This is a genomic window from Vibrio sp. SCSIO 43137, from assembly GCF_028201475.1.
Lineage (GTDB): Bacteria > Pseudomonadota > Gammaproteobacteria > Enterobacterales > Vibrionaceae > Vibrio.
In genome coordinates this window covers 978,849-1,000,278 of sequence record NZ_CP116384.1, presented here as the reverse complement: position 1 = coordinate 1,000,278, position 21,430 = coordinate 978,849, and the positions used below count along the sequence as shown (strand labels likewise).

At 44.6% G+C, this 21,430-nt stretch carries 16 protein-coding genes; 9 read left to right on the top strand and 7 right to left on the bottom strand.

From position 1 onward, the window contains the following. The first annotated feature begins 141 nt into the window (after positions 1-141). On the top strand, positions 142-2,343 hold the full coding sequence (locus tag PK654_RS20420) for a diguanylate cyclase (protein WP_271699212.1): 2,202 nt from the start codon (positions 142-144) through the stop codon (positions 2,341-2,343). On the opposite strand, the gene PK654_RS20415 is transcribed toward PK654_RS20420, so the two are convergent. Together PK654_RS20415 and PK654_RS20410 are read right to left on the bottom strand one after the other, a co-directional pair. Continuing rightward, on the bottom strand, positions 2,340-2,900 hold the full coding sequence (locus PK654_RS20415) for a gamma-glutamylcyclotransferase family protein (protein ID WP_271699210.1): 561 nt from the start codon (positions 2,898-2,900) through the stop codon (positions 2,340-2,342). The genes PK654_RS20420 and PK654_RS20415 overlap by 4 nt on opposite strands. Positions 2,901-3,020: 120 nt before the next feature. Next, positions 3,021-3,620: an NAD(P)H-dependent oxidoreductase gene (locus PK654_RS20410; protein ID WP_271699208.1), complete on the bottom strand. Its 600-nt coding sequence runs from the start codon at positions 3,618-3,620 to the stop codon at positions 3,021-3,023. A 138-nt stretch (positions 3,621-3,758) separates the two neighbouring features. Between PK654_RS20410 and PK654_RS20405 the strand changes: the two genes are divergently transcribed. Then, a complete protein-coding gene (locus tag PK654_RS20405) occupies positions 3,759-4,298 on the top strand; it encodes a methylated-DNA--[protein]-cysteine S-methyltransferase (protein WP_271699207.1) in 540 nt (179 codons plus the stop codon). A 22-nt stretch (positions 4,299-4,320) separates the two neighbouring features. Here PK654_RS20405 and clcA read toward each other — a convergent pair whose 3' ends face one another. Further along, positions 4,321-5,661, bottom strand: a complete 1,341-nt coding sequence (clcA, locus tag PK654_RS20400; RefSeq protein ID WP_271699206.1) for a H(+)/Cl(-) exchange transporter ClcA — start codon at positions 5,659-5,661, stop codon at positions 4,321-4,323. Between the two features lie 436 nt (positions 5,662-6,097). Here clcA and PK654_RS20395 point away from each other — a divergent pair, with 436 nt between their 5' ends. Next, positions 6,098-7,081 carry a CobW family GTP-binding protein gene (locus PK654_RS20395; RefSeq protein ID WP_271699205.1) on the top strand — a complete coding sequence of 328 codons (984 nt, stop codon included), beginning with the start codon at positions 6,098-6,100 and terminating at the stop codon, positions 7,079-7,081. On the opposite strand, the gene PK654_RS20390 is transcribed toward PK654_RS20395, so the two are convergent. Next, positions 7,071-8,030, bottom strand: a complete 960-nt coding sequence (locus PK654_RS20390; protein WP_271699204.1) for a LysR family transcriptional regulator — start codon at positions 8,028-8,030, stop codon at positions 7,071-7,073. The two genes, PK654_RS20395 and PK654_RS20390, sit on opposite strands and share 11 nt — an antisense overlap. Positions 8,031-8,138: 108 nt before the next feature. Between PK654_RS20390 and chrA the strand changes: the two genes are divergently transcribed. Continuing rightward, complete coding sequence (chrA, locus tag PK654_RS20385) at positions 8,139-9,284, top strand: chromate efflux transporter (protein WP_271699203.1); 1,146 nt, start codon at positions 8,139-8,141, stop codon at positions 9,282-9,284. A 71-nt stretch (positions 9,285-9,355) separates the two neighbouring features. Here chrA and ylqF read toward each other — a convergent pair whose 3' ends face one another. Then, a complete protein-coding gene (gene ylqF, locus PK654_RS20380; protein WP_271699201.1) occupies positions 9,356-10,300 on the bottom strand; it encodes a ribosome biogenesis GTPase YlqF in 945 nt (314 codons plus the stop codon). 1,059 nt (positions 10,301-11,359) lie between these two features. On the opposite strand from ylqF, the gene PK654_RS20375 reads away from it, so the two are divergent. Further along, the gene (locus PK654_RS20375) at positions 11,360-12,127 is read left to right on the top strand and encodes a helix-turn-helix domain-containing protein (RefSeq protein WP_271699199.1); all 768 of its coding nucleotides are present in this window, start codon (positions 11,360-11,362) and stop codon (positions 12,125-12,127) included. A 461-nt stretch (positions 12,128-12,588) separates the two neighbouring features. Here the strand turns inward: PK654_RS20375 and PK654_RS20370 are convergent, their stop codons facing one another. After that, the gene (locus PK654_RS20370) at positions 12,589-14,280 is read right to left on the bottom strand and encodes an L-lactate permease (protein ID WP_271699197.1); all 1,692 of its coding nucleotides are present in this window, start codon (positions 14,278-14,280) and stop codon (positions 12,589-12,591) included. 156 nt (positions 14,281-14,436) lie between these two features. Here PK654_RS20370 and PK654_RS20365 point away from each other — a divergent pair, with 156 nt between their 5' ends. The 3 genes from PK654_RS20365 to PK654_RS20355 all read left to right on the top strand — a co-directional run bounded on the left by PK654_RS20365 (position 14,437) and on the right by PK654_RS20355 (position 17,479). Next, a complete protein-coding gene (locus PK654_RS20365; RefSeq protein ID WP_271699195.1) occupies positions 14,437-15,336 on the top strand; it encodes a LysR family transcriptional regulator in 900 nt (299 codons plus the stop codon). Between the two features lie 279 nt (positions 15,337-15,615). Continuing rightward, positions 15,616-17,232, top strand: a complete 1,617-nt coding sequence (locus tag PK654_RS20360; protein ID WP_271699194.1) for an ATP-binding protein — start codon at positions 15,616-15,618, stop codon at positions 17,230-17,232. Positions 17,233-17,260: 28 nt separating this feature from the next. Further along, positions 17,261-17,479, top strand: coding sequence for a DUF3820 family protein (locus tag PK654_RS20355; RefSeq protein ID WP_271699193.1), 219 nt, complete (start codon positions 17,261-17,263; stop codon positions 17,477-17,479). A 100-nt stretch (positions 17,480-17,579) separates the two neighbouring features. Here PK654_RS20355 and PK654_RS20350 read toward each other — a convergent pair whose 3' ends face one another. Next, the gene (locus tag PK654_RS20350) at positions 17,580-20,183 is read right to left on the bottom strand and encodes an ExeM/NucH family extracellular endonuclease (protein WP_271700735.1); all 2,604 of its coding nucleotides are present in this window, start codon (positions 20,181-20,183) and stop codon (positions 17,580-17,582) included. A 358-nt stretch (positions 20,184-20,541) separates the two neighbouring features. Between PK654_RS20350 and PK654_RS20345 the strand changes: the two genes are divergently transcribed. After that, positions 20,542-21,255 (top strand): type 1 glutamine amidotransferase, encoded by a 714-nt coding sequence (locus PK654_RS20345; protein WP_271699192.1) that lies wholly within the window; start codon positions 20,542-20,544, stop codon positions 21,253-21,255. Positions 21,256-21,430 lie beyond the last annotated feature (175 nt).

The window sequence follows — 21,430 nt, the reverse complement described above, 5'->3', positions numbered from 1 at the left end:
ATTAAAAATATCAATATGGCTTGAATTAAGCTAAAACTAATAGGTAAACAAAATAACAATAAACTGGCTAGGAAGTCATGGAGTTTATTGCTGTCGGCAATGGGTTCTGACATCTAATTATCTGGTAGATAACTTGTACCTATGATGTACCTGCGCGAAAAGCGGCTGTGGGCGGTTGGTGTTGTTTTGCTACTTTGTTTTGCTGAGCTGGCAGTAGCTATCCCCCTTTCCGAGTTAAATCTGACTGAAACTGAAAAACGCTATTTACAGGATAAACAGCAGATTAAGGTTTGCATTGATCCCCTGTGGATGCCATTTGAAATGAATGACAATGGTAAGCATATCGGGCTTACGTCAGAGTATATGAGCCTGTTCAGCAAAACGCTTTCTATACCTGTCTCTCTGCACTCAACTTCAAGCTGGCTCGACTCTGTACAAGCCTTGAAATCAGGCCATTGTGATCTTTTAACTTCTGTCGCAATAACGGAAGAAAGAAAAAGCTATTTGAACTTTTCTCAGCCTTATATCAACTCATCTTTGGTGGTTGCGACAGGCCTGCATCAGCCGTGGATAAATAGTCTGAGCGATCTGACAGGGGCTAAGATCGGCGTTGTTGCCGGTTACGCATCCGGTGACTATATACGCCATAACTACCCTGAAATTGAGTTAGTTGATATAACCAGTATAAGGCAAGGCCTCGAACGAGTCGCAAAAGGAGAGTTATTCGGGGTAGTCGGATTGCTAGCCAATATCGGTTACCACATCCAGAAGGAGTTTGTTGGTAGTCTGAAAATAGCCGGTAAGCTGGAGGGCGAATGGCCGGTTCATCTGGGGATCAGTAAGCGTGAGCCTGAGCTGGTCACCTTACTTAACAAATTGATAAACCTTATCTCAGTAGAGGAGCATCAAAGCATTCTTAATAAATGGGTATCTGTCTCCATCAGTCATGATGATCCAAACCGTCTCACATCTGCAGAGCAACGTTTTATCGAACAGAATCCTGTTATCCGTTTTCGCACCCGCTCTAACCGGGCGCCTTTTGAGTTTGAATCTGAGGGAGAAGCATCCGGAATTGCCGTTGACTACATAAAAATGATTGCGAAAAACTTAGGTTTTACTGCTGAGTTTGTATTTGATGACCGTCCTCAGCCTGATGCATTCAGCGTTATGGAGCAAGGCAGAAAGCCCTACGATACCTTGCTCTACTCTGTGGTTAATCCTGAGCGGGCGAAACGTTTTGTATTTGGTGATGCTTTTCTCTCTTACCCTGTTATGGTCGTTACTAATAAAAACAGTGCTTATGTGGGCAAACTTGATGATCTCGCCGGAAGAAGTGTTGCCATGGAGAAGGGGTTCGTAACGACTAAGTGGGTGAAGAGGGACTTTCCTCTTATTGAAGTAATCGAAACATCAAGTACTTATCAGGCATTAAAGCTGGTGGATTCAGGGCTCTCGGATGCCTATATAGGTAATCTTGCTATTGCAAACTACCTGATTGCAAAAGGAGAGATGAAGAACATCAAGGTGTCGGTTCCTACCAGTTACAGCAATATTGAGTACCGGTTTATCGCTGCAAAAGAGTGGCCTGAACTTGCCAGCATACTAAGCAAAGGGTTCCGCATGATTTCGCCAAAGCAGCATAGCGCGATTCAGCAAAGTTGGTTCTCCTTTCAAACCATAGAGAAAGTAAATTATACCCTTGTCTGGACAGTACTGTCTGTCGCTCTAGTGGTTATCAGCGGCTTTGTTTACTCACATAAGCAGCTGATGCGGGAGAAACAAAAATCAGATCAGCTACTATCAGAACTTAGGTTGGCTCAGCAGTCGCTTGAAAAGAAGAACAGTGAGCTTAAAAAGCTGTCTATTACGGACAGATTAACCGGGTTATATAACCGGGTTGAGCTTGAAGCTGTGTTACAAAAGGAGTTTAACCGGGCGTATCGCTACGGTGATGTTTATAGTCTAATGATATTGGATGTTGATAAGTTTAAGCATATAAATGATAGCTTAGGGCATCAGCATGGTGATCAGATATTACAAGAGCTGTCAGTAGTGTTTCTTAATAACGTACGTAAGGTAGATACTGTCGGACGCTGGGGAGGAGAGGAGTTTTTGATTATCTGTCCCCGCACCGATCGTCAGGATGCTGAAAAGTTTGCAGAAATCTTAAGAGCACGCATAGAGAAGCACACGTTTAATCAGTCTGCCCCGATAACCGTAAGTATTGGTGTCACCAGTTACCAGCCCCAAGACACCATTGCAGCTATGGTGTCTAAAGCCGATAAAGCGCTTTATAAGGCTAAAGAGCGCGGGCGGAACAGGGTTGAATCTCAGCTTAGTTAAATGATTGGTAAGGCTTGAGACATTAGTTGATCTATGGTCTGCTGATGAGTTTTGTCTACTCCGGCCATACGGCTGTATTTTGGAGCATGGCGGTCATTTTCCAGAGTGTGGTGCCAGCCAGAGGTATGTTCGATAAAGTGGCTGGCAAACGCTTCTGACACTTCAAGGCATCCTGTTATAACCGTATCAACATAGCTTTGTACTATGGGGGCATCCGGGCAGGGAGCAATTACGTCATCAACAACATATACCCATATATCTGATTCAGTGTCTAAATCAGAATGGGCATCAATTTGAGCATGACTAAGGCGTATTCTTTTGTAACCAGCTTCTCTTTGATCAAATTCTGCCAGCGCGGCATCATCCACTTTTAATAGCACACCATTAACCTGACCGTCTCCCTGCTGAACGACCAGCGGCGAAACCGTATAGCTTTCGTCAATTTTACTCCAGTGTCTGGTCAGTCCCGATGCGATAGCAGGGATCGCGTGCTGCGTCTGTCCGGTCAGTTTTCTTGATGCTGAGTTCATCAGGCTACCATAGCCAAAAATGTACATGGAGATACCTGTTTACAATTAAAACAGACCTCATACTACGTCGAAATCAAAATTCTGCAAAGTAGTCGCTGATGCTCCTGAGCCATTTTGCTTTCTCTGCACTTCTTATTCGATGCGCATTCAATACCATCCATTTCTGATTAGTAATACCGATACGCCTGAAAACACCAGCCAACACGGTTTTTTTATCAGATAGCTGAGAAAGAGCTGGTACAGCAAAGAGTGGACACTGGTGGTGGCAATCAATGTGATGCTGTGAAGTTTATCCAGCCTGTTGTAAATCTGGCTGCCGTCCAGATTGTAGTCAAAGGCGATGCCCGGAAAGATAAGTTTGTCGATAAAACCCTTTATCATTGCCGGCATTAGCGTACGCCAGATAGGAAAGATAAACACAATGTGGTTAGCTTTTTCCATACGCTTCTTATAGTTAATGACCTTCGTATCCATCAGTTGATAAGCGTCTATAGGTTGTTCTCTGGAGCACTTAAAGGCCTGATAATCTTTAGTTTTAACAACAGGATCAAAGTTATCTTTATCAAGATTAATAATGTCGATTTGATGCCCTGCCTTACTTAGTCCCTCTATTACAGAGCTCAGAACGGAAGAGCATAAACTGTTTTCGCATGGGTGATTAAAGACAATCAGAACGCGCATGTTGTTCCCTGTATTGATGCTGATATCACCAATATACGAGCGGGGTAACCGTAGTGCCGATAACATTTGTTATCAGTTTTAAAAACTGGCAATGGGGTTCAGTAAAGCCTTATGAGTATTGATTCACTGCGCTCTTGGCGGAGAATTCAGTGAGAGTGATATATTATCAACAGGCTTAACCTGAAGGCGGGAATCAGATACTCTTTGAAAAAACAACAGGTCAGCCAGATGATAGAAACTCAATATTTTAAAACACCTTACGGAGAGCTTATTCTCGGTAGTTACGATAACAAGCTTTGCTTATGTGACTGGCGCTATCGCAAGATGCGGGATTCGCTGGATAAGCGTATTAAAACCAGTCTCAATGCCGACTATTTAGAAAAAGACAATGAAATACTGCAACTGACCCGCCATCAGTTTGAGCAGTATTTCCGTTCTGAACGCAGAGAGTTCGATATTCCGCTGCATCTGGTAGGAACGGAGTTTCAGAAGCAGGTCTGGAATGAGTTGATAAAGATTCCGTTCGGAGAAACGTCAACGTATGCGCAACTGGCTGAAAAGATGGGGCGAAAAAGTGCCGTTCGCGCTGTTGCCAATGCTAATGGCGCTAACGCAATCTCAGTGATTGTTCCCTGCCACCGGATTATCGGTAGTAATGGTCAGTTAGTTGGTTATGCCGGCGGGTTGGAAGCAAAAAGAAAACTGTTGCTGCTGGAGCAGGATATGTTTGCTCCTCAGGCGTAACTCGCCTGAGGGATAGCTGTAATTATAACTTCCAGTCTTTCTGTTTTAGTTCCAGCAGGGAAGCATACAGAGGCTGACCACCGATTGCCTGAGCGATAAAGGTTGCGCCAAGGCAGGTCACCATAGTCGGCAGAATAAGCTGATAGTTATTGGAGATCTCAACCACCAGAACCACCCCGGTTAAAGGCGTTCTTAAACTTGCTGCTATCAAAGCACCCATTCCCGCGACAGCGTACATACCCGGGTCGATTGGAATATGAGGCGCGACATCACCAATTAGTACGCCATAAGTGAGACCAAGGAAAGTTCCCAGCGTCAGGATAGGGGCAAAGATACCCCCCGGTGCACCAGAGCCGAAACAGGTGATGGTGCCGAACATCCTCAGGGCAAAGATCAGGAACATCATCATCCAGGGTGCCGGTGTGGTAAATATCTCAGCAATAGCCGGCAGGCTGCCGCCGGAAAAAATCGGAAAAGTCACATGCAGAAAAGAGAACAGAGCACCAAGCAGTGCGCCTGTCATTACCAGCCTTGTCAGATTTGAACCGTGGTAGTTCTTAAACCAACTGGTCGTTGCCAGAATCCAGCGGTTAAAGTAAACCCCGACGATTCCGAATAGCATACCCAGTGTTGCAAAGGTAATAAGGGATGATAGTGGAGGGGTTTCAAAATGGGGGATCTGCAGTACGGCGTTCTGGCCGTTCAGATACTCCATCACCACGGTCGCGGCAATTACAGCAAGGGTGACACACTTAACTGAAGTAAAGTTATAGCTGAACTGCCGGCGCATCTCTTCGTTTACAAACAAAATAGCGGCCAGCGGAGTGTTAAACGCGGCTGCGATGCCTGCTGCGGAACCAGCGGCAATCAGGATATGTTGCGCGTGCTCATATTTATTGGCCCGGCCTGCGATCATGCGGCCTATGGCTCCGCCCAACTGGATGGAAGGACCACCACGTCCGAGAATCATGCCGGAACCTATGGTAAGAATGGCTGCGACAAACTTAACCGGGATAATTCTGCGCCAGCGAATATCATGTTCGCCCACTAAAGCGCCTTCGATATGGGGAATTCCACTGCCTTCGGCTTCCGGTGCAAAGCGGAATGTCAGCCAGAATCCTAAACCAGCCATCATGCTTCCGCTCAGGACGATCAGTGACGCCTGAATCAAAAACTCGTCGGGAGATTCGTAGTTTATAAAATCGATACGGTATTCAAGTATCCAGTTAATGATGATATTGAAGTAGGAGACAACACCGCCGGCAATGGTGCCTGCAATTCCGGACAGTAAAACAACAACAAAATAATCAGACTGAGAAGAGAAAAAGTTAGGAATAAGCGCTGGTCTGGATAATTTTGCCATAATTTTAGTCGTCCCTCCGTGTGATAAGTAAGCAGCAAAAAACAGCATTTTATGCGGAGCGACTATGTTACCACAAACTGTTGAAGCCATAACTGCTTTAATTTGGCATAAAAAGGTAAACTGATATCACAAAAATGGAGGATTTTCCGCGTGGTATTTGCGTTTTCGACAAAAGCAACCAAACTTAAATTGTAAGGTAAATGTAGCCCATTAACACGGAGGAAAATGAAACCTTACATACAATTTGATTGGATAAAAATTCAATTCTTGTCCTCGTATTTCATTGGGAAACAAGCAATGTTATCCCATTCCGCATACTCACGATTGAGTGACGAGGTGTTTAAGGCGTACTTTTCAATTGGTGCGCCTTTTTGCATTTTCAGTCCTGATAAAATCCCCTATACTGCCAGACCTGTTTCAATATCAGTAAAGAGCCATGAGTAAAACTCCAACCAATATCATTACCGGATTTCTCGGTGTCGGCAAAACCACAACCATTCTTAACCTTCTGAAAAATAAGCCGGAGAATGAATCCTGGGCTGTGCTGGTGAACGAATTTGGTGAGATAGGGATTGATGGTGCCATGATGACCGATCAGGGAGCCATGATTAAAGAGGTGCCGGGTGGCTGTATGTGCTGTACGGCTGGAGTACCGATGTCGGTAGGCATTAACGCCTTGCTGAGACAAAAACCAGATAGATTACTGATAGAACCGACCGGCCTTGGCCACCCTAAACAGGTGATGGCAACGCTGACTTCTGCTCAGTATGAAAAGTACGTAGACCTGAAAGCCACTATTGCGCTGCTTGACCCGAGAAACTTGTCCGATGAACGCTATCTGAGCAATCAAAATTTTAATGATCAACTGGATAGCGCAGACATTATCGTAGGCAATAAAGCTGATGTTTGTGACGAAGCAGACTTACAGCAGTTTTCATTGTGGATGCAAAGCCCTGCTAACCAAGAAAAAGAACACTGTCTGGTATCTAACGGTGTGATTGATATTGCCTTGCTGGATAAGCCGAGAGCAGAGTCCGGTTCTTCGTCTTCCATTGAGCAGCACCATCATGACCATGCCGCTATGGAGCCGCAGTTTGAGCTACCACCGGGAGAACTCTTTATCCGCAAGGAGAATAAAGGGCAGGGCTATTTCAGTTGTGGCTGGCTATTTGGTGCAGAGCTGAAATTTAACTTTGATGATATGTTTTCTATGCTAAATGCCCTGACGGCAGAGCGTGTTAAAGCAGTCATCAACACAGATAAAGGCTGTTACGCCTTTAACCTGGCTTCTGGCGTGGTTTCGGTTAATGAGCTCTCCCTTGACGGGTTTGAATCCCGCATCGAGGTGATCGATAGCAATTTGATGCCATGGGATGAACTGGAAACCATTCTACTCTCCATGGCAGGACTTAAGGGTTAGAGTGCTGGCTGGCGAGGGTTTGATAAAGCAGAGCCCTCAGCCATTCGTTCTTCTCATCTTTTGTCTGTCGTGCCAGCCAGAGCATGGAGATATCAAAATCAGCAACCGGAACCGGTGGTGTCATTTTTACCAGTGTGTTATCCGTTGCTGAAATGCCCGCCACAGGATTGCCTGCCACAGGTATGCCTGCCACTCTCTCCGGCACTATCGCAATCAGCTTACTTAACTCTACCAGTCGTTTAACAGTGAGAAAGTTGGAAGAAGAGACGGTAACTCTTCGCTTTAAATGATGTTCTGACAGGCTTTTGTCGACTTGAGTAGATAGTTGCCCGTCCGGGCTGACAAGGGCGTGCTCCAGTTGTGAAAACTCTTCTGCAGAAAGGGTCTTTTTTCCCTTTAATAGCGAGCGGCTGGCAATGCATACGTGCTTTTCTGTGTAGAGGTATTCGTACGAGAATCGTTGATCTGCTGAGGGAATGCTGCCGATAAGCAAATCCAGTTTTCCGGATTCAAACACCTCCATATAGTTGCTTCTGTCCACCTTAATAAAGCTGATTTGTGCTAGTGGAGCTGACTCCCGTATAGCGTCGTAAATCAGCGGAGCAAACAGAAACTCAGCGTAATCTGTCAGGCCGATCCGGCAGACCCCCTGATACTCTTCTGCCACAAACGGTGTTTTTGCCAGCAAGTTTGTCTGAACCTGTTGCAACAGAGACTCCACTGTCGGTGCGATCTGTATGGCGTACTCAGTCGGTAACATCAGATTCTGTTTACGTTCAAACAGAGGATCGCCAAACAGGGTTCTTAAGCGGGACAGGCTGTGGCTCATAGCAGACTGACTAACGCAGTAGTGCTCAGCAGCAATGGTGACGCTCCGATACTTATACAGATAGGAGAAAGCCACTAATAGGTTCAGATCTATATTTTTCCACACTAATTTTTCTGCCACTCTCTAATCCTGTTTGATGCATAGTGAGCATTAATATAATCGATTTGATTAATGTTAGATAGTTGCCTAATTTAGCCGTCACAGTTCAACGACAGAAACGGGATATCAATGTTATCTGTTTTTAAGATATTTTTTGCCCTTGGCTGGGTCAGTTTTGGCGGGCCTGCGGCTCATATTGGTTATTTTCGCAAAGCTTTTGTCGAACAGCGTCGCTGGCTGGACGATGACGAATACGCTCAGCTTATCGCCTTAAGTCAGTTTCTTCCCGGGCCGGGATCCAGTCAGGTTGGCTTTGCTCTGGGTTACAAAAAAGCGGGATTAGGCGGCGCCATGATGGCCTTTGCCGGATTTACCCTGCCATCGGTAATATTGATGTTGCTGCTGGCCTTGGTCAGCAGCCAGTTAACAGAGTCCTCTCTGTTTCAGGGGGCGGTTCATGGCCTCAAGCTGATGGCGGTGGTTGTGGTGGCTGATGCGACCTACGGAATGTATAAAAGCTTTTGCGCCCATCGCATAGGAGCAGCCCTTTGTATCTTCAGTGCTTCAGCATTACTGCTGTGTTCCGGTGTGGCTACGCAAATGCTAGTGCTGGCTGCTTCAGCAGTAGTGGGGATTGCTTTTTTGAAAGGAGAGTTAGTTAATTCTAAACAAACCTTTACTCCAAGTTTAATGCCCTTGCTGTTGTTTGTCGGATTTCTGTTGTTGTTGCCTTTAATTTCCGGCTCATACGCAGGTTTGTTACTGTTTAATGACTTTTTTCAGGCCGGTAGTCTGGTATTTGGCGGCGGCCATGTGGTACTTCCTCTGTTGCAGAGTATTGTCGGCGATCAGCTGAGTCAGGACACCTTTCTGACCGGTTATGCTGCGGCGCAGGCTGTACCCGGCCCGATGTTTACCTTTGCAACTTATATCGGTTATAGCCTGCTGCCGGGCTCTCCGGTTGTTGGTGCAATGCTGGCAACGGCAGGGGTGTTTCTCCCCGGATTTCTGTTACTTCTGACTGTTCTGAAAAACTGGCACCTTCTGGCAGAGATGCCACGGGTTAGCGGTGCGCTGAAAGGGGTTAATGCTGCTGTGGTTGGTTTGCTTCTGGCTGCGTTATATCAGCCGGTATTTGTCAGCGCAGTATTCAGCGGATTGGATTTTGCTTTAGCTTTGCTAGGTTTCTATCTGCTGAAACAACTTAAATTGCCGATCTTATCTATGGTGTTGTTTTTTGCACTATCTGGTGTTGTAACAGGTCTTTTCGTATAACCATTCAAGCAAGTAAAACAGAAGAAGGAAGCGATAAGCTTCCTTCTTGGTGTTGAGTTTTCAAGCAGAGCTTAGCGTTTGTTTCTCAGGTAACGCTTTCTGCGCTCCTCTTTCTTCTTCGCTTTTGCTTCTTCTTTTCTGGCCGTCTCTTCGGCTACTTCAACCAGCTCTTTATCGATCATATGAGGCAGTTCCAGAGTGATCAGGCCTAATGTTCCGTCACGAAGTTCATGAAGCAGAATTTCAGACGCTTTGTGCAGATCAACCCGTCCGCCTGCACGCAGGCAACCACGTTTACTGCCAATGGCTTCCATCAATTCAAGCTCACTCTCCGGAAGTTCATCAATTTTATAGCGCTCTTTTAGCAACTGCGGGTATTGGGCGGCCAGATACTCAACGGTATAAAAAGCAACTTCATCATACTCCATGGCGGTGTCTTTAATGGCACCTGTTGCTGCCAGCCTGAAACCACTATGCGGGTTTTCTACTTTAGGCCACAAAATGCCCGGAGTATCAGAAAGAACAATGCCGTTTTGCAGATTAATACGTTGCTGGCGACGCGTTACTGCCGGCTGGTTACCGGTCTGGGCGATAGTTCTGCCAGCCAGAGTATTGATAATGGTTGATTTACCCACATTGGGAATGCCCATAATCATGGTGCGAATGTTTTTGCCCATGGCTTCACGGTTAGGTGCCAGCTTGCGGCACAGTTCCATAATCTTATGCACTTCCTGAGGTATCGAAGTGGTAATGGCCATAGCTTTAACGCCACTCTCCTGTTCGAAATGGTCGATCCATTTTTGAGTCGATTCAGGGTCGGCCAGATCACGTTTATTCAGTACCTTTACGCAAGGTTTATCGCCCCGGAGCGTGGAGATAAGAGGATTCTCGCTACTGAAAGGAATACGGGCATCAAGAACTTCAATAATGACATCGACTTGCGGAATACACTCTTCGATCTCCTTTCTTGCCTTATGCATATGGCCAGGAAACCACTGGATATTATTGTTAACCATTTAAAACTATAGCCTTTTCGGTTTATGGTCTTGCTGGCGGAGTATAAGAAAGAGTGGCTGTGCAGTAATCAGAACTGCGGGTTTTCTGCACAATGGGCGCTCCCTCCAGCGTTAATGGCGCCAATAGTACCATTATCTTTGGGATAGAGGGAGAGGTTGCATGACTGGAGTCTGATTAGCAGAGGGTTTTTCTTTGCTTGTAGAAGAACCCTGACAGCTTCGCTCAGCTTCTGTCACAAGCTGAGAGAGTGGCATACCGAGAGCGTGGGCGAGCGCAAGTACAGTCGCAATGGGAAAAGGGCGATGGTGATTTAGACATTGTCTCAGTTCAAGCTCAGATGTGTCAGTTTGTCTGGCTAGCTGTTGATAGGATATGCCACTATTTTTAATCTCTGCTTTCAATAGTGAACAGATCGCAAGGTTCAATGGTTTCATAATACTCAGTTCCGTTGTGTAAAATTGTAGTTCCGGCCTATGCTGATCAGTTCATTAGAATGAAATTACTATTTGCTAATGAAATCGGAATAACAAAATTTTTGTTTTATTTCAGGTGGTTTAATAAAAGTGTTAGAAGAAATATTAGCTGTCAATTAGTTTATTTTTTCGTAATGCTAATTTCTATACTTAATAAGTGTTATATATTCTCTGGCGGATAAAGTCGTTATTCTGGTGTCATAAATTGATACTTATAGTATCAAAAGTAACTGCGATTATTTGTCCATTGGAAGATAAAGGTCGGTTTCGGGAGGTCACAGTATCATATACAATTGATGTTATGACTGGATGAATTTATTTCAGAGATACTTTTAAATTAAGACAGGAATGAAGTTAACTAGCTTATTTATAACGCTCATACATTCCATTAAAACTATTTAGTCTGAGAATAGTTCATGACAGAAAAAGCCCAAATCTGTCGGTTACTGACTTTAATATTTAAGAGGTCTGTTCAACATCAGGCTAGTTTTGTTGGTCAATTTATATAAGCGAATGTGCTAAGGCTCTGCTTATACAGTTGTTCCGTTTATCAGAACATTATTTAATGCTTGTAGGTAAAGTAGTATGGAAAAGCTCAATCGGGAAATTTGTAAGATGCTGAAAAGACAGCTAAAAAAGGAAGGCATTTCTTACAAAATGTTGGCGGAGAAGATGAACATATCTGAAGTCAGCGTAAAGCGCATGATGAATCTTCATCAGTCGATATCCATGGAAAGGTGTATTGATATCTGTGAAATCATTAATGTGCCTCTATCAAAAGTAATCAGCTCAGCAGAAAAGTCGTTACTGGTAACGCCTTACTACACCGTTCAGCAGGACGAGCTCTTCTATAAACGCCCTGAATTGTACTCAATATTTAGTAAGGTACTGTATGAAAATTTTGCCGCGGAGCAACTTATTCAGCTGTATGAGTTAGAAGAGACATCCTTGTATCTATATTTGAGAGAACTGGAAAAGGTAGACTTAATCAAGATAAGTACAGGGTTAAATTTCAAACTAATGGTGCCACAGCATATAGTGTTTCGCGAATCAGCTCTGTGTGCATCATACTTTAAGAATCAGACTATTGATGGCTTGAAGCATGAACTGCAGGAAATTGCAGAGAACGATAAAAGCAAGTTCTTTCTCACCTCACGCTTGCGCCTGACTGAAGAGGAATTCTCCAGATACAATAAACAGATAGAGGAAGCGCTTCAGTCTGCCACGCTGCTTAGCCAGAGCAGATCATATGATGATGGTGAAACCTATGAGTACACTATAGTCGGTATGGGGGCTCGCTGGTTTTACGAACCGACATTGAAGACACCTACAAACTATATTTACCAGCGTTAGTGTAATACCTGTCAGGCAAGATAAAATAACTGCTTTAATGACAATATAATTGCCTTTATTTAGCCGTTGCTAGTAATAGTAATTGTGCGATATAGACACAGTATGGTGTATAAAGCTCTAAGTAAATCAGGGTGTTCATAAATTAAATTTATAGATGGCCAGATGGTGATTATTTACTTTTATTGAAAATAAATTAAGCTAAGATGTTTGATTTTAACGTTGAGTCTGCCTTGTAAATTAGATTTTTGAATGTTATTTGTGGTGAAGTTAGATACTAATTTTATAGGGTTTTAAGGGCCAATAAAGCTATTAGCTAAGTAACAATTAGCCGGAATTAGTAACTGATAAATAAAAAAGGCGTTATCGAGTTGATGAAAGCACGATAACGCCTTTTAATTTGTTATTAATATCCGCCGAAACTTGCAACTGTGAAAGCTTGCGCTTAACGGTTTAGGTTTTGATTAGCTCATTAATGCATCAGTAATATGCAGTCCGTAAATAGCGACTAAACCAATAATACCTGTTACCAGCAGATAGTAGATTGTCGGGATAACGGTTTTGCGAAGAGTTGCTCCTTCACGGCCAAGCAGGCCTACCGTTGCTGATGCTGCTACAACGTTATGGATAGCAATCATGTTCCCTGCTGCTGCACCAACAGCCTGAAGAGCCACAACAACAGCACTGGATATGGTCAGTGTTTGTGCCACCTCGAACTGGAACTGGCTAAACATCATATTGGAAACCGTATTGGAACCGGCAATAAAGGCACCCAACGCACCAACGGTAGCACTTAGGGCAGGGAAAGCCTCTCCTACATAACCTGCTGCCAGATTGGCAGTGGTTACTGGCATACTGGCAAGATCTGCCGCATTCACACCAGAGTTAATGAAAATACGAACCATAGGGATAGTAAATACCAAGACAAAGCCTGCACCAATCAGTGTTTTACTTGACTCACCAAAAGCCTTTGCAAGAGGGGTAACACTTCTCGATTGCAGTAATACAGCGATCAGTGCGACAAACACTAAAATACCACCCGGAAGATATAGCGGCTGAATAGCAGTGCTGATACCCGCTTCGCCAAGGATATTGCTAAATGACAGACTTACGTCGCGTAGCATACCTTTAAATTCTGCACTTACACGGCTTGCTACCAGAATTACTGCCAGCAATACGTAGGGTAGCCAGGCCATTGCCATGCTCATAGGCTTTGTATTAGTTTCATTCAGGTCAATTTTAAGCGAGCCAAGCCACTCAGAAGGCCATTTTTTCTCATCTTCAAAGTCCCATGTTGAGTTAGGGATAAGAAATCCATTTTTGGCCGCAGTAACCACGATTGCAAGGCCGACTAATCCGCCAATCAGTGACGGGAACTCAGCACCGAGGAAAACACCTGTAAGAGCATAAGGAACCGTGAAAGAGAGACCGGCAAAAATTGCGAAAGGAAGAATATCCAGACCTTCAGTCCAGCTTCTGTTTTTGCCAAAGAAGCGGGTCAGCATCATGGCCATAAGCACTGGCATCAGAGTACCTACGCTGGCGTGGATAAGGGCAACACTTGAGGTGATTTGCTGAAGGTACGCCTCCCAGTTAGAGCCGTTTGCAATCAGGGCTTCACCGATATTATGAGTATCCAGACCTTTGTTAACACCGACGATAATAGGTGTTCCTACTGCTCCGAAAGAGACCGGAGTTGACTGGATCATCATTCCCATCAATACAGCAGCAAGGGCAGGGAAGCCGATAGCAACCAGCAGAGGTGCAGCAATGGCAGCAGGGGTGCCGAAACCGGAAGCTCCCTCTATAAACGAGCCAAAACACCAGGCAATGATGATTGCCTGAACGCGTCGGTCCGGAGAGATATTGGTGAAGCCGTTACGGATAGTAGAGATTGCGCCGGTGTGTTTTAAAGTGTTAAGCAAGAAGATGGCACCAAACACAATCCAGAGTACAGACACGGTAATTCCGAGCCCCTGAAATACAGAAGCGAGTACGCGTGTTGTTGACATGTCCCATGCAAACAGGGCGACGACAACGGTAAGAGCAAATGCCACAGGCATCGCACGTTTTGCTGGCCAGTTAAGGCCTACCAGTAGAATGGCTGCCACCAAAATTGGTGAAAAAGCCAGAAGGGCAAGTAGTGTTTCACTCATTGAAATGTCCTTAAATTATATTAAACCGGGCTCTTAAGAGCCTCTTGGTATTTTATGATTGTGACGTTTTTGTTAATCCAAAGTGAATTTAACCCTTTATTTTTTACTGATATAGGGAAATAATGAAAATGATTAATTCCAAAATTGGTATAATAAATGCGTGCAGATGACTTAATCCTGTTTGCTCAGGTTGTAGAATTAGGAAGTTTTAGTAAGGTGGCGGAAGCAAATAGCCTTACAAATTCAGTGGTTAGCAAGAGAATCGCCCGCCTGGAGGAAGAAATCGGCGTTCAACTATTATATCGGACAACGCGTAAATTAACGTTAACAGAAGCGGGTAAGGTGTTAACGAATGGTGCCAAAAATGTGAAGCAATCTACACAGGAGGCTATGGACGCAGTTGCAGGTTTTGGTGAGAGTGTCAGCGGAAATATCAAAATGTCGGTGCCGACAATCTCAGGAGATCTGATTCTTGCTGATGCGGTTGCCGAGTTTTGTAATATGCACCCGGGTTTATCGGTCGATATGTCTCTTGATAATCGCTTCGTCGATTTGGTAGAGGGTGGATACGATCTTGTTATCCGGACTGGCTACCTTGAAGATTCAAGCTTAATTGCCCGTCATATTCTCGACTCTCAATGGGTTGTATGTGCTTCACCTTCTTACATTGCCCGCAATGGTAAACCGACGGATCCACAACATCTTGCTCAGCATAACTGCCTGCAATACGCCTACCAGACCACCGGAGCCAGCGAGTGGGAGTTTAAAGGAAGCGATGGAAACTACATTGTCCGTGTTTCAGGTTCGTTTTCTACTGATAACGCAACAGCGCTCAGAAAAGCAGCCCTCGGTGGGCACGGAATTGCTTACGTTCCCCGTTGCCTTGTTTATCATGATTTCCGTAACGGGCAGTTGGTTGACCTGTTTCCGGAACAGGTAGGTAAGCGGCTCGGCATATATGCGGTTTATCCTTTTACCAGACAACCTCCCAATAAGGTTAAACTACTTATTGAGCATATTCGTGCCCGCTATCTGGCCATTTCGCACTATTTTTGATTGGCTGAAAATAGGTTAGATCCATTTGGTTAACTGCGAATGTTTAGTTACTGTTGGGTTAAATAAAATCTGATAAATTAAGATAAATGTTGGGTTTTATCTGCTCTGTTCTTTTTAATTTTAGAAATTCTCTTGTTTTGCTGGTGTGTATTGTGTCTGAAACATGCTCCAGCACCATAAACTTATCAGTCAGATATGGTTAAATGGCAGACAACAATGTCGTAACCTAACCGGGATTATCTGTTACTGGTTAGCAAAGCAATCCGGAGCTGACTAAGCATGCTAGAGAGTTCAAAGCGCCTTCTGGAGACGATCCAGAATAGTGTTTCATTCCGTAATAAAATTTTTATCTTCATATTGGTTTCAATGGGGCTCCAGCTCACTTTTATCGGGGTGAACTTTCGTGGTGCGCTACTGGAAACCCTGCAGCATCAGGTAGGAACCCGTGCCTTAGTTCAGGCGCAGGAGATTGCTACGGATCCGGCCTTGATTGTTTCTGTAGAGAAGCAAAACCGGACTGAAATTGAGCAGCTTATTCAGCGTATCGGGCAGGTATCTGATGCAAACTCTATTGTTATTGCCAACCGGAACGGAGCGGGTTTGTCTCTGTTAGCGGAATCAGAAGTGACATTAAGTAAAGAGGTTGTTTCTGAACTGATAGAGAGTAAGCAGGCTAAGATCTCGTTTGAAGATAGTAGCAACGGGTATGCCATAACGGGCAAGACAGTGGTAACTGATGCAAGTGGCCGGGTAATCGGCTTTGTCTCTGTCGGCTATCTGGTTGACCGGTTTGATGAATGGATGCTTCGTTATGCTCAGCCTCTTGTGGCTGACTTCTTTATTATTTTATTGATAACTCTGGTGGTTGGCTGGCTATTCTCAAGCCATATAAAGCGCAATATGAATGGTAAAGAGCCGGCTGAGATTGCCCTTGCTTATAATATGCGTAAGTCAATTCTGCAATCCGTCTATGAAGGGGTTATTGCAGTGGATAAGCAGGGAAGCATCCTGAGCATCAACAATACCGCAAGAGAGCTTGTCGGCACTGAGCTGTCTGCAAAAGAGTTAAATGGCCAAAGCATCACAGAGTATATCAACCAGAGCCAGTTTCTCTTTTATACACCCTATGAAGAAAACCTGAGAGATGAGCAGGTAAAGGTAAACGACAATATTCTTATCGCCAACCGGGTGGCGATTTATGATCAGCAAGTGCTAACCGGCTGGGTATTCAGTTTCCGTAAAAAAGAAGAACTCAGCCAGCTAACAGAAGAACTCGCTCAGATACGGCAATATACAGACAATTTAAGAGCGATGCGTGATGAGTATGAGAATAAGATTTCAACCATTTCTGGTTTACTGGAGATGGGGGACAGCAACGCAGCCCTTGAACTTATCTATAGTGAAAAACATCGTAAGCAGGAGACCAGAGAGTTCATTAAATCCCGCATTCACAGCAAGCGGGTAGCAGGTATATTGATAGGAAAAGCATCGAAAGCGAGAGTATTGGGGTTAGATCTTCAGTTTGATAAAGAGACACAACTTAGTTCAATCGGCAACAAAATAGATATAAGCGAACTCTCAACAGTCGTGGGGAACTTGCTGGATAATGCCTTTGAGGCAACCCTGAAGAACCCTGACAGCAGTAAAGTGGTTTCATTGCTGATCTCTGACAGCAGCGGTGAACTGGTTATTGAAGTTAAAGATAATGGCTGTGGTATTAACCCTGATTTAGCCATGACGATGTTTTCACGTGGAGTATCCGGACATGAAGATGAGGGGAAAAAAGGTGTCGGGCTCTACCTTATCGGCAAGTTCGTATACAATGCCGGTGGCGTGATTATGGTTGATGAGGTCGCACCGAAAGGGACGGTTTTTTCACTGTTTATCCCCATATAAAAATTGAGTATCAGAATCAGGGACAACAATGTTAGATAAACAGCAGTTAGTTAAGCTTGCTAAGGTACAGATGCCATTTGGCAAGTACGCAGGACGGATATTGATTGACCTTCCGGAAGAGTACCTGCTCTGGTTTGCCCGTAAAGAGCAGTTTCCTGAAGGAGAGCTAGGGCAATTAATGCAGCTCTGCCTGGCACTGAAAATAGAAGGGCTGGATAGCGTGGTTAAGCCGCTGAAAAGAATGTAACTCGTTACGATAAGTAATGAGTAGCTAATTAAATAGTCAAAATAAAAAGCCCCTGACGAGTCAGGGGCTTGCTTCATTATAGGGTATTATCTGTTGTCAATTACTTGCGACGACGCCAGATACCCAGACCGAATAGCGACAGTAGTGCGCCAAAGCCTAGTGAACCACCGTAGATGTTCAGCTCAAGAACCGCTGGATCGTGGTCTGAAGCACGGAAGTGGTCAGCGTATTTAGGCATATCACCTTTATACTTATCAGTGTAGTCAAACAGAGTTGATTCACCGCCATTGATATGCCAGTCAGTTGCATCAACCACATAATCTTTCAGGCTGTCACTGATTAGAAGGTGGTCAAGTGCACCTACTTCATCATTGTAAGAGTAGCTCCAACTGTCAGGGTGGATCATAGCAACAGCATTGATGTAACCATAGTTATGGTCAATCACAGCACCTTTATCACCAAACTGAGGTGTACCGGCGATAACGGTGTTACGTGCAGCTTTGATAGTCTTGCCATATTTTTCTGCGCTGTAATCTGTCAGTACCAGCATTGGATCTTCCATGCCGTATGAGTTCATATCACCCAGAATAACTTTGTGGCCTTTGATTTCTGCAAGAGCATCACCCAGTGCAACAGCAGCGGCTACACGGAAGTTTTCACAAGAGCCTTGCTTGTCGGCATCTTTGCCGCCCTGACCACCTTGCTCAACTGGTGCCGCATCTTCCCAGCACTTAGAACCTTTAGATTTGAAGTGGTTAACGGCAACAGTGATTTTCTCTTTGCCGCCTTTAACTTTAAAGGTCGGAGCCAGAGTATCACGCTGGTAGTTTTTACCATCTTCAATAACCTTACCATCATCGTCCAGAACTTCAGGAGCTTGCTGGCTAGGCATTGGAATTACGCGGTTCTTCTTAAGCTTAACTACTTTCTTACGATAGATTACACCAGTAGTGATTGAGTCAGTACCTACTGAATCCATCTCGTCAGTAACGCCATCGTTGTTTGAATCAACAGCGACAAAAGAGTAGCGCTTCTTCTTATCAGCGATGTTCAGGTTGATTTGATCAACTAGCTGACGAATAGCAGCGCCTTCACCAAAGCCGTTGTTTTCGATTTCCATCAGGCCGATGATATCAGCATCAAGACGAAGAATAGCGTTTACGATTTTCGCTTGTTGCAGTTCAAACTCTTCAATTGTTTTAGCACCACGATTGCTGCCGAATTGGTTAGCATCACCGCCGTGTGGCGAGTTGAAGTAGTTAAGAACGTTGAAAGTCGCGATACGTAGATCACCTTCTTCCAGATCAGGAGCTTCAGTACGGTCATCGTTGTGCACAATGTTGTATGCATCGATTTCGTTTGTCGCGATCAGACGGTAGTCGCCGTAGCTATAAGTGATCACACCTTCAAGGCCAACCACAGTATCGTCTACACGGATGTAATCTTCAGTCGAACCATTCTGGTCAATATCGGTACGGCCAAACTTAGGATAGTAAGGGATCTGGCCGTTCGCTGCTTTTTGATCTGATTCGATAATCAGACGACGCTCGGCGTTTTCCTGACTTTGTGCCTGTGCTTCTTCAGAACCCGGAACAAACTTCTGGTTAGGTTGCATGCTTACGCGACCCTGAGCCAGAACCATGTTGTTTCTGCGTGCTGCGTAGTCATAACCAAAGTTACGGGTTACACGCATATCCAGTTCGTATGGGGTAGAAACCAGCATACCTTCGTAGCGTTCCAGAGTCTGATCAAAGTTAGCATCAGAAGCCAGAATTTCCATATCAGTCGCTACAGGTGCTTCTTGCTCACCTTGCTTAACCCACTGATCCGCTTCGGCTTTAAGTTGTGTATGGTTATAGAACTCCTGAACCTTACCTTTCACACAAACAACATCACCCGGCTTAAACTCAGAGCTGGACAGGTTTGTGTGTACAAACAGACCTTCAGAGGTGTTTGGATCATAGTCGTTATCTAGTGCTTGTAAGTAGAAACCTTTTGTCAGGCCGCCAGTTACTGCGCTAACTACACCTTGTACATAGAAATCTTCGCTGGTGATAAACGGATAGCCGCTGATAAACGGAGACGTGCTGCCGCTGCCCTGAATTTCCTGAATAGTAGTAAATGTTGGCTCTGCACCGTTATCAGTACAGGCAAATGGCTCAGGAGCCGGACCCGCTTCAAGGGAACCAAGACCAGTAATATCGTCTTTAGCCAGTACATTCCACTGAGATGCGTCAAAAGTAGCTGACGGAGTCATGGCGTCATCTTTACGAACCAGAGTCGTATCTTTACCCCAGTCAACATCGCCCATAACACCCAGCATATCAACCACATTGCCGTCTGCATCCAACAGTGCAATCGGGTCATCGCCATTAAAGTTAGAAACTGAGCCTTCTATCTTGTCACTAACGGCTTTAATAGCATCACTAGCTCTGCTATTAGAAATAACGTAAACGTCTTTAGCCTGAATAGTGACATCGGCTAAAGAGAGTGTAGTGCCCCAGCTATTGTCACCATTGCTTGACTTAGCAATTGTGTAGCCAGTCAGGGTTACCGGGCTTGTGCCGGTATTAGCAATTTCAATCGCTTTATTGTAGCTGCCGCCTTCAACATATTGTGACAGAACGATGTCTGCCATTGCAGGTGCTGCCAGTGTGGTGCCAATTGCCAGAGACAGGGCACTCAGAGTTAATCGGGTATCCATCATCCACCTCTTAAATCCTTTCCTGATTTTTAATTATTAGAAAGGAGGTATTTTTGTTTAAAAATGTGTCGTTAAAAATCACGTATAGTGTTGGGTATTTCGATCTAAATTCGAACCGTGTACATTGGTTAATGGGATCAAGAACTCATTTTTAGAGTAAAAACTTGGAAAGTAAACGCTTGCTCAACATATTCGGTAATTAGTGTTGCTAATTGATGATGTAAGTGTTAGCGCATTGTTAGTCTATGTATTTACAAGAAAATTTTTTTCAATTAATTCAAATTACTACCAGTCTCATAGATGATACGGATCTATACTTGACTTTGACATAATTATTAATAGTGAGGAGAGGACAGTTATGGATAACAAAAAAGTGGCATTACTTTTATGTGATGAACACTATCCTGAAGCGATAGAGCAGTTTGGCCTTTATCGTGACGCATTATTTGCTCTGTTTGATGATACCTTTGAGGCAGCCGGAGCGTGGCAATGCCACCTTGGGGAGTTTCCGCAGACAGAGGATGAACTGGAAGCGGATATCTGGCTGATAAGCGGCAGTAAATATAGCGTTAATGACAGTGATGAATGGGTAGCGCAACTGCAGCAATTGGTTCAGAAACTGTATAGCCGCAAAAAGCAGATGCTGGGTATCTGCTTTGGACATCAAATGTTGCATAAAGCTTTGGGCGGAAGCGTTGAGCAGCGCCCGGATGGCTTTGCTGTTGGTCTGGAAAAGGTAACGACAGATGAGAGTAGCCCGGTGGCTATTTGTGGCGAAGCTTTACTGTTTATGCATCAGGAAGAGGTGACTCAACTGGCGGACGGCTTCAGCAGTGTTGGTTGCAGTGAGCATTGCCGTAATGTTGTGACCAGTGACGGTAAAGGAAGCCTCTCCTTTCAATGTCATCCTGAGTTTAGCGTGGAGTTTTTCACCTTGTTATGTGAGCGGGTTGAGTTCGGTAACAAAGCCCGGATTGTTGAACAGTGCTGGCAGGGAAACTCACAGTACAAGAAAGAGCGTCGGGCAGTTATCGGCAAGCTTAATGATTATCTGACCGGAGAGGATAGATAATGAAAAAGTGTTGCGGTAATTGTCGTCAGTTTATCCGGAATTCCGGTAAGTCAGCAGATACCTGTGCGGCATGGGGGAACCCTACAAAAGCAGATAGAGCTGCCTGTGATTTTTGGATGATGCTGGTCAGGAAGCCCGCTATAAAACGGGCCTGATAATTTTGGTTTTAGGATTT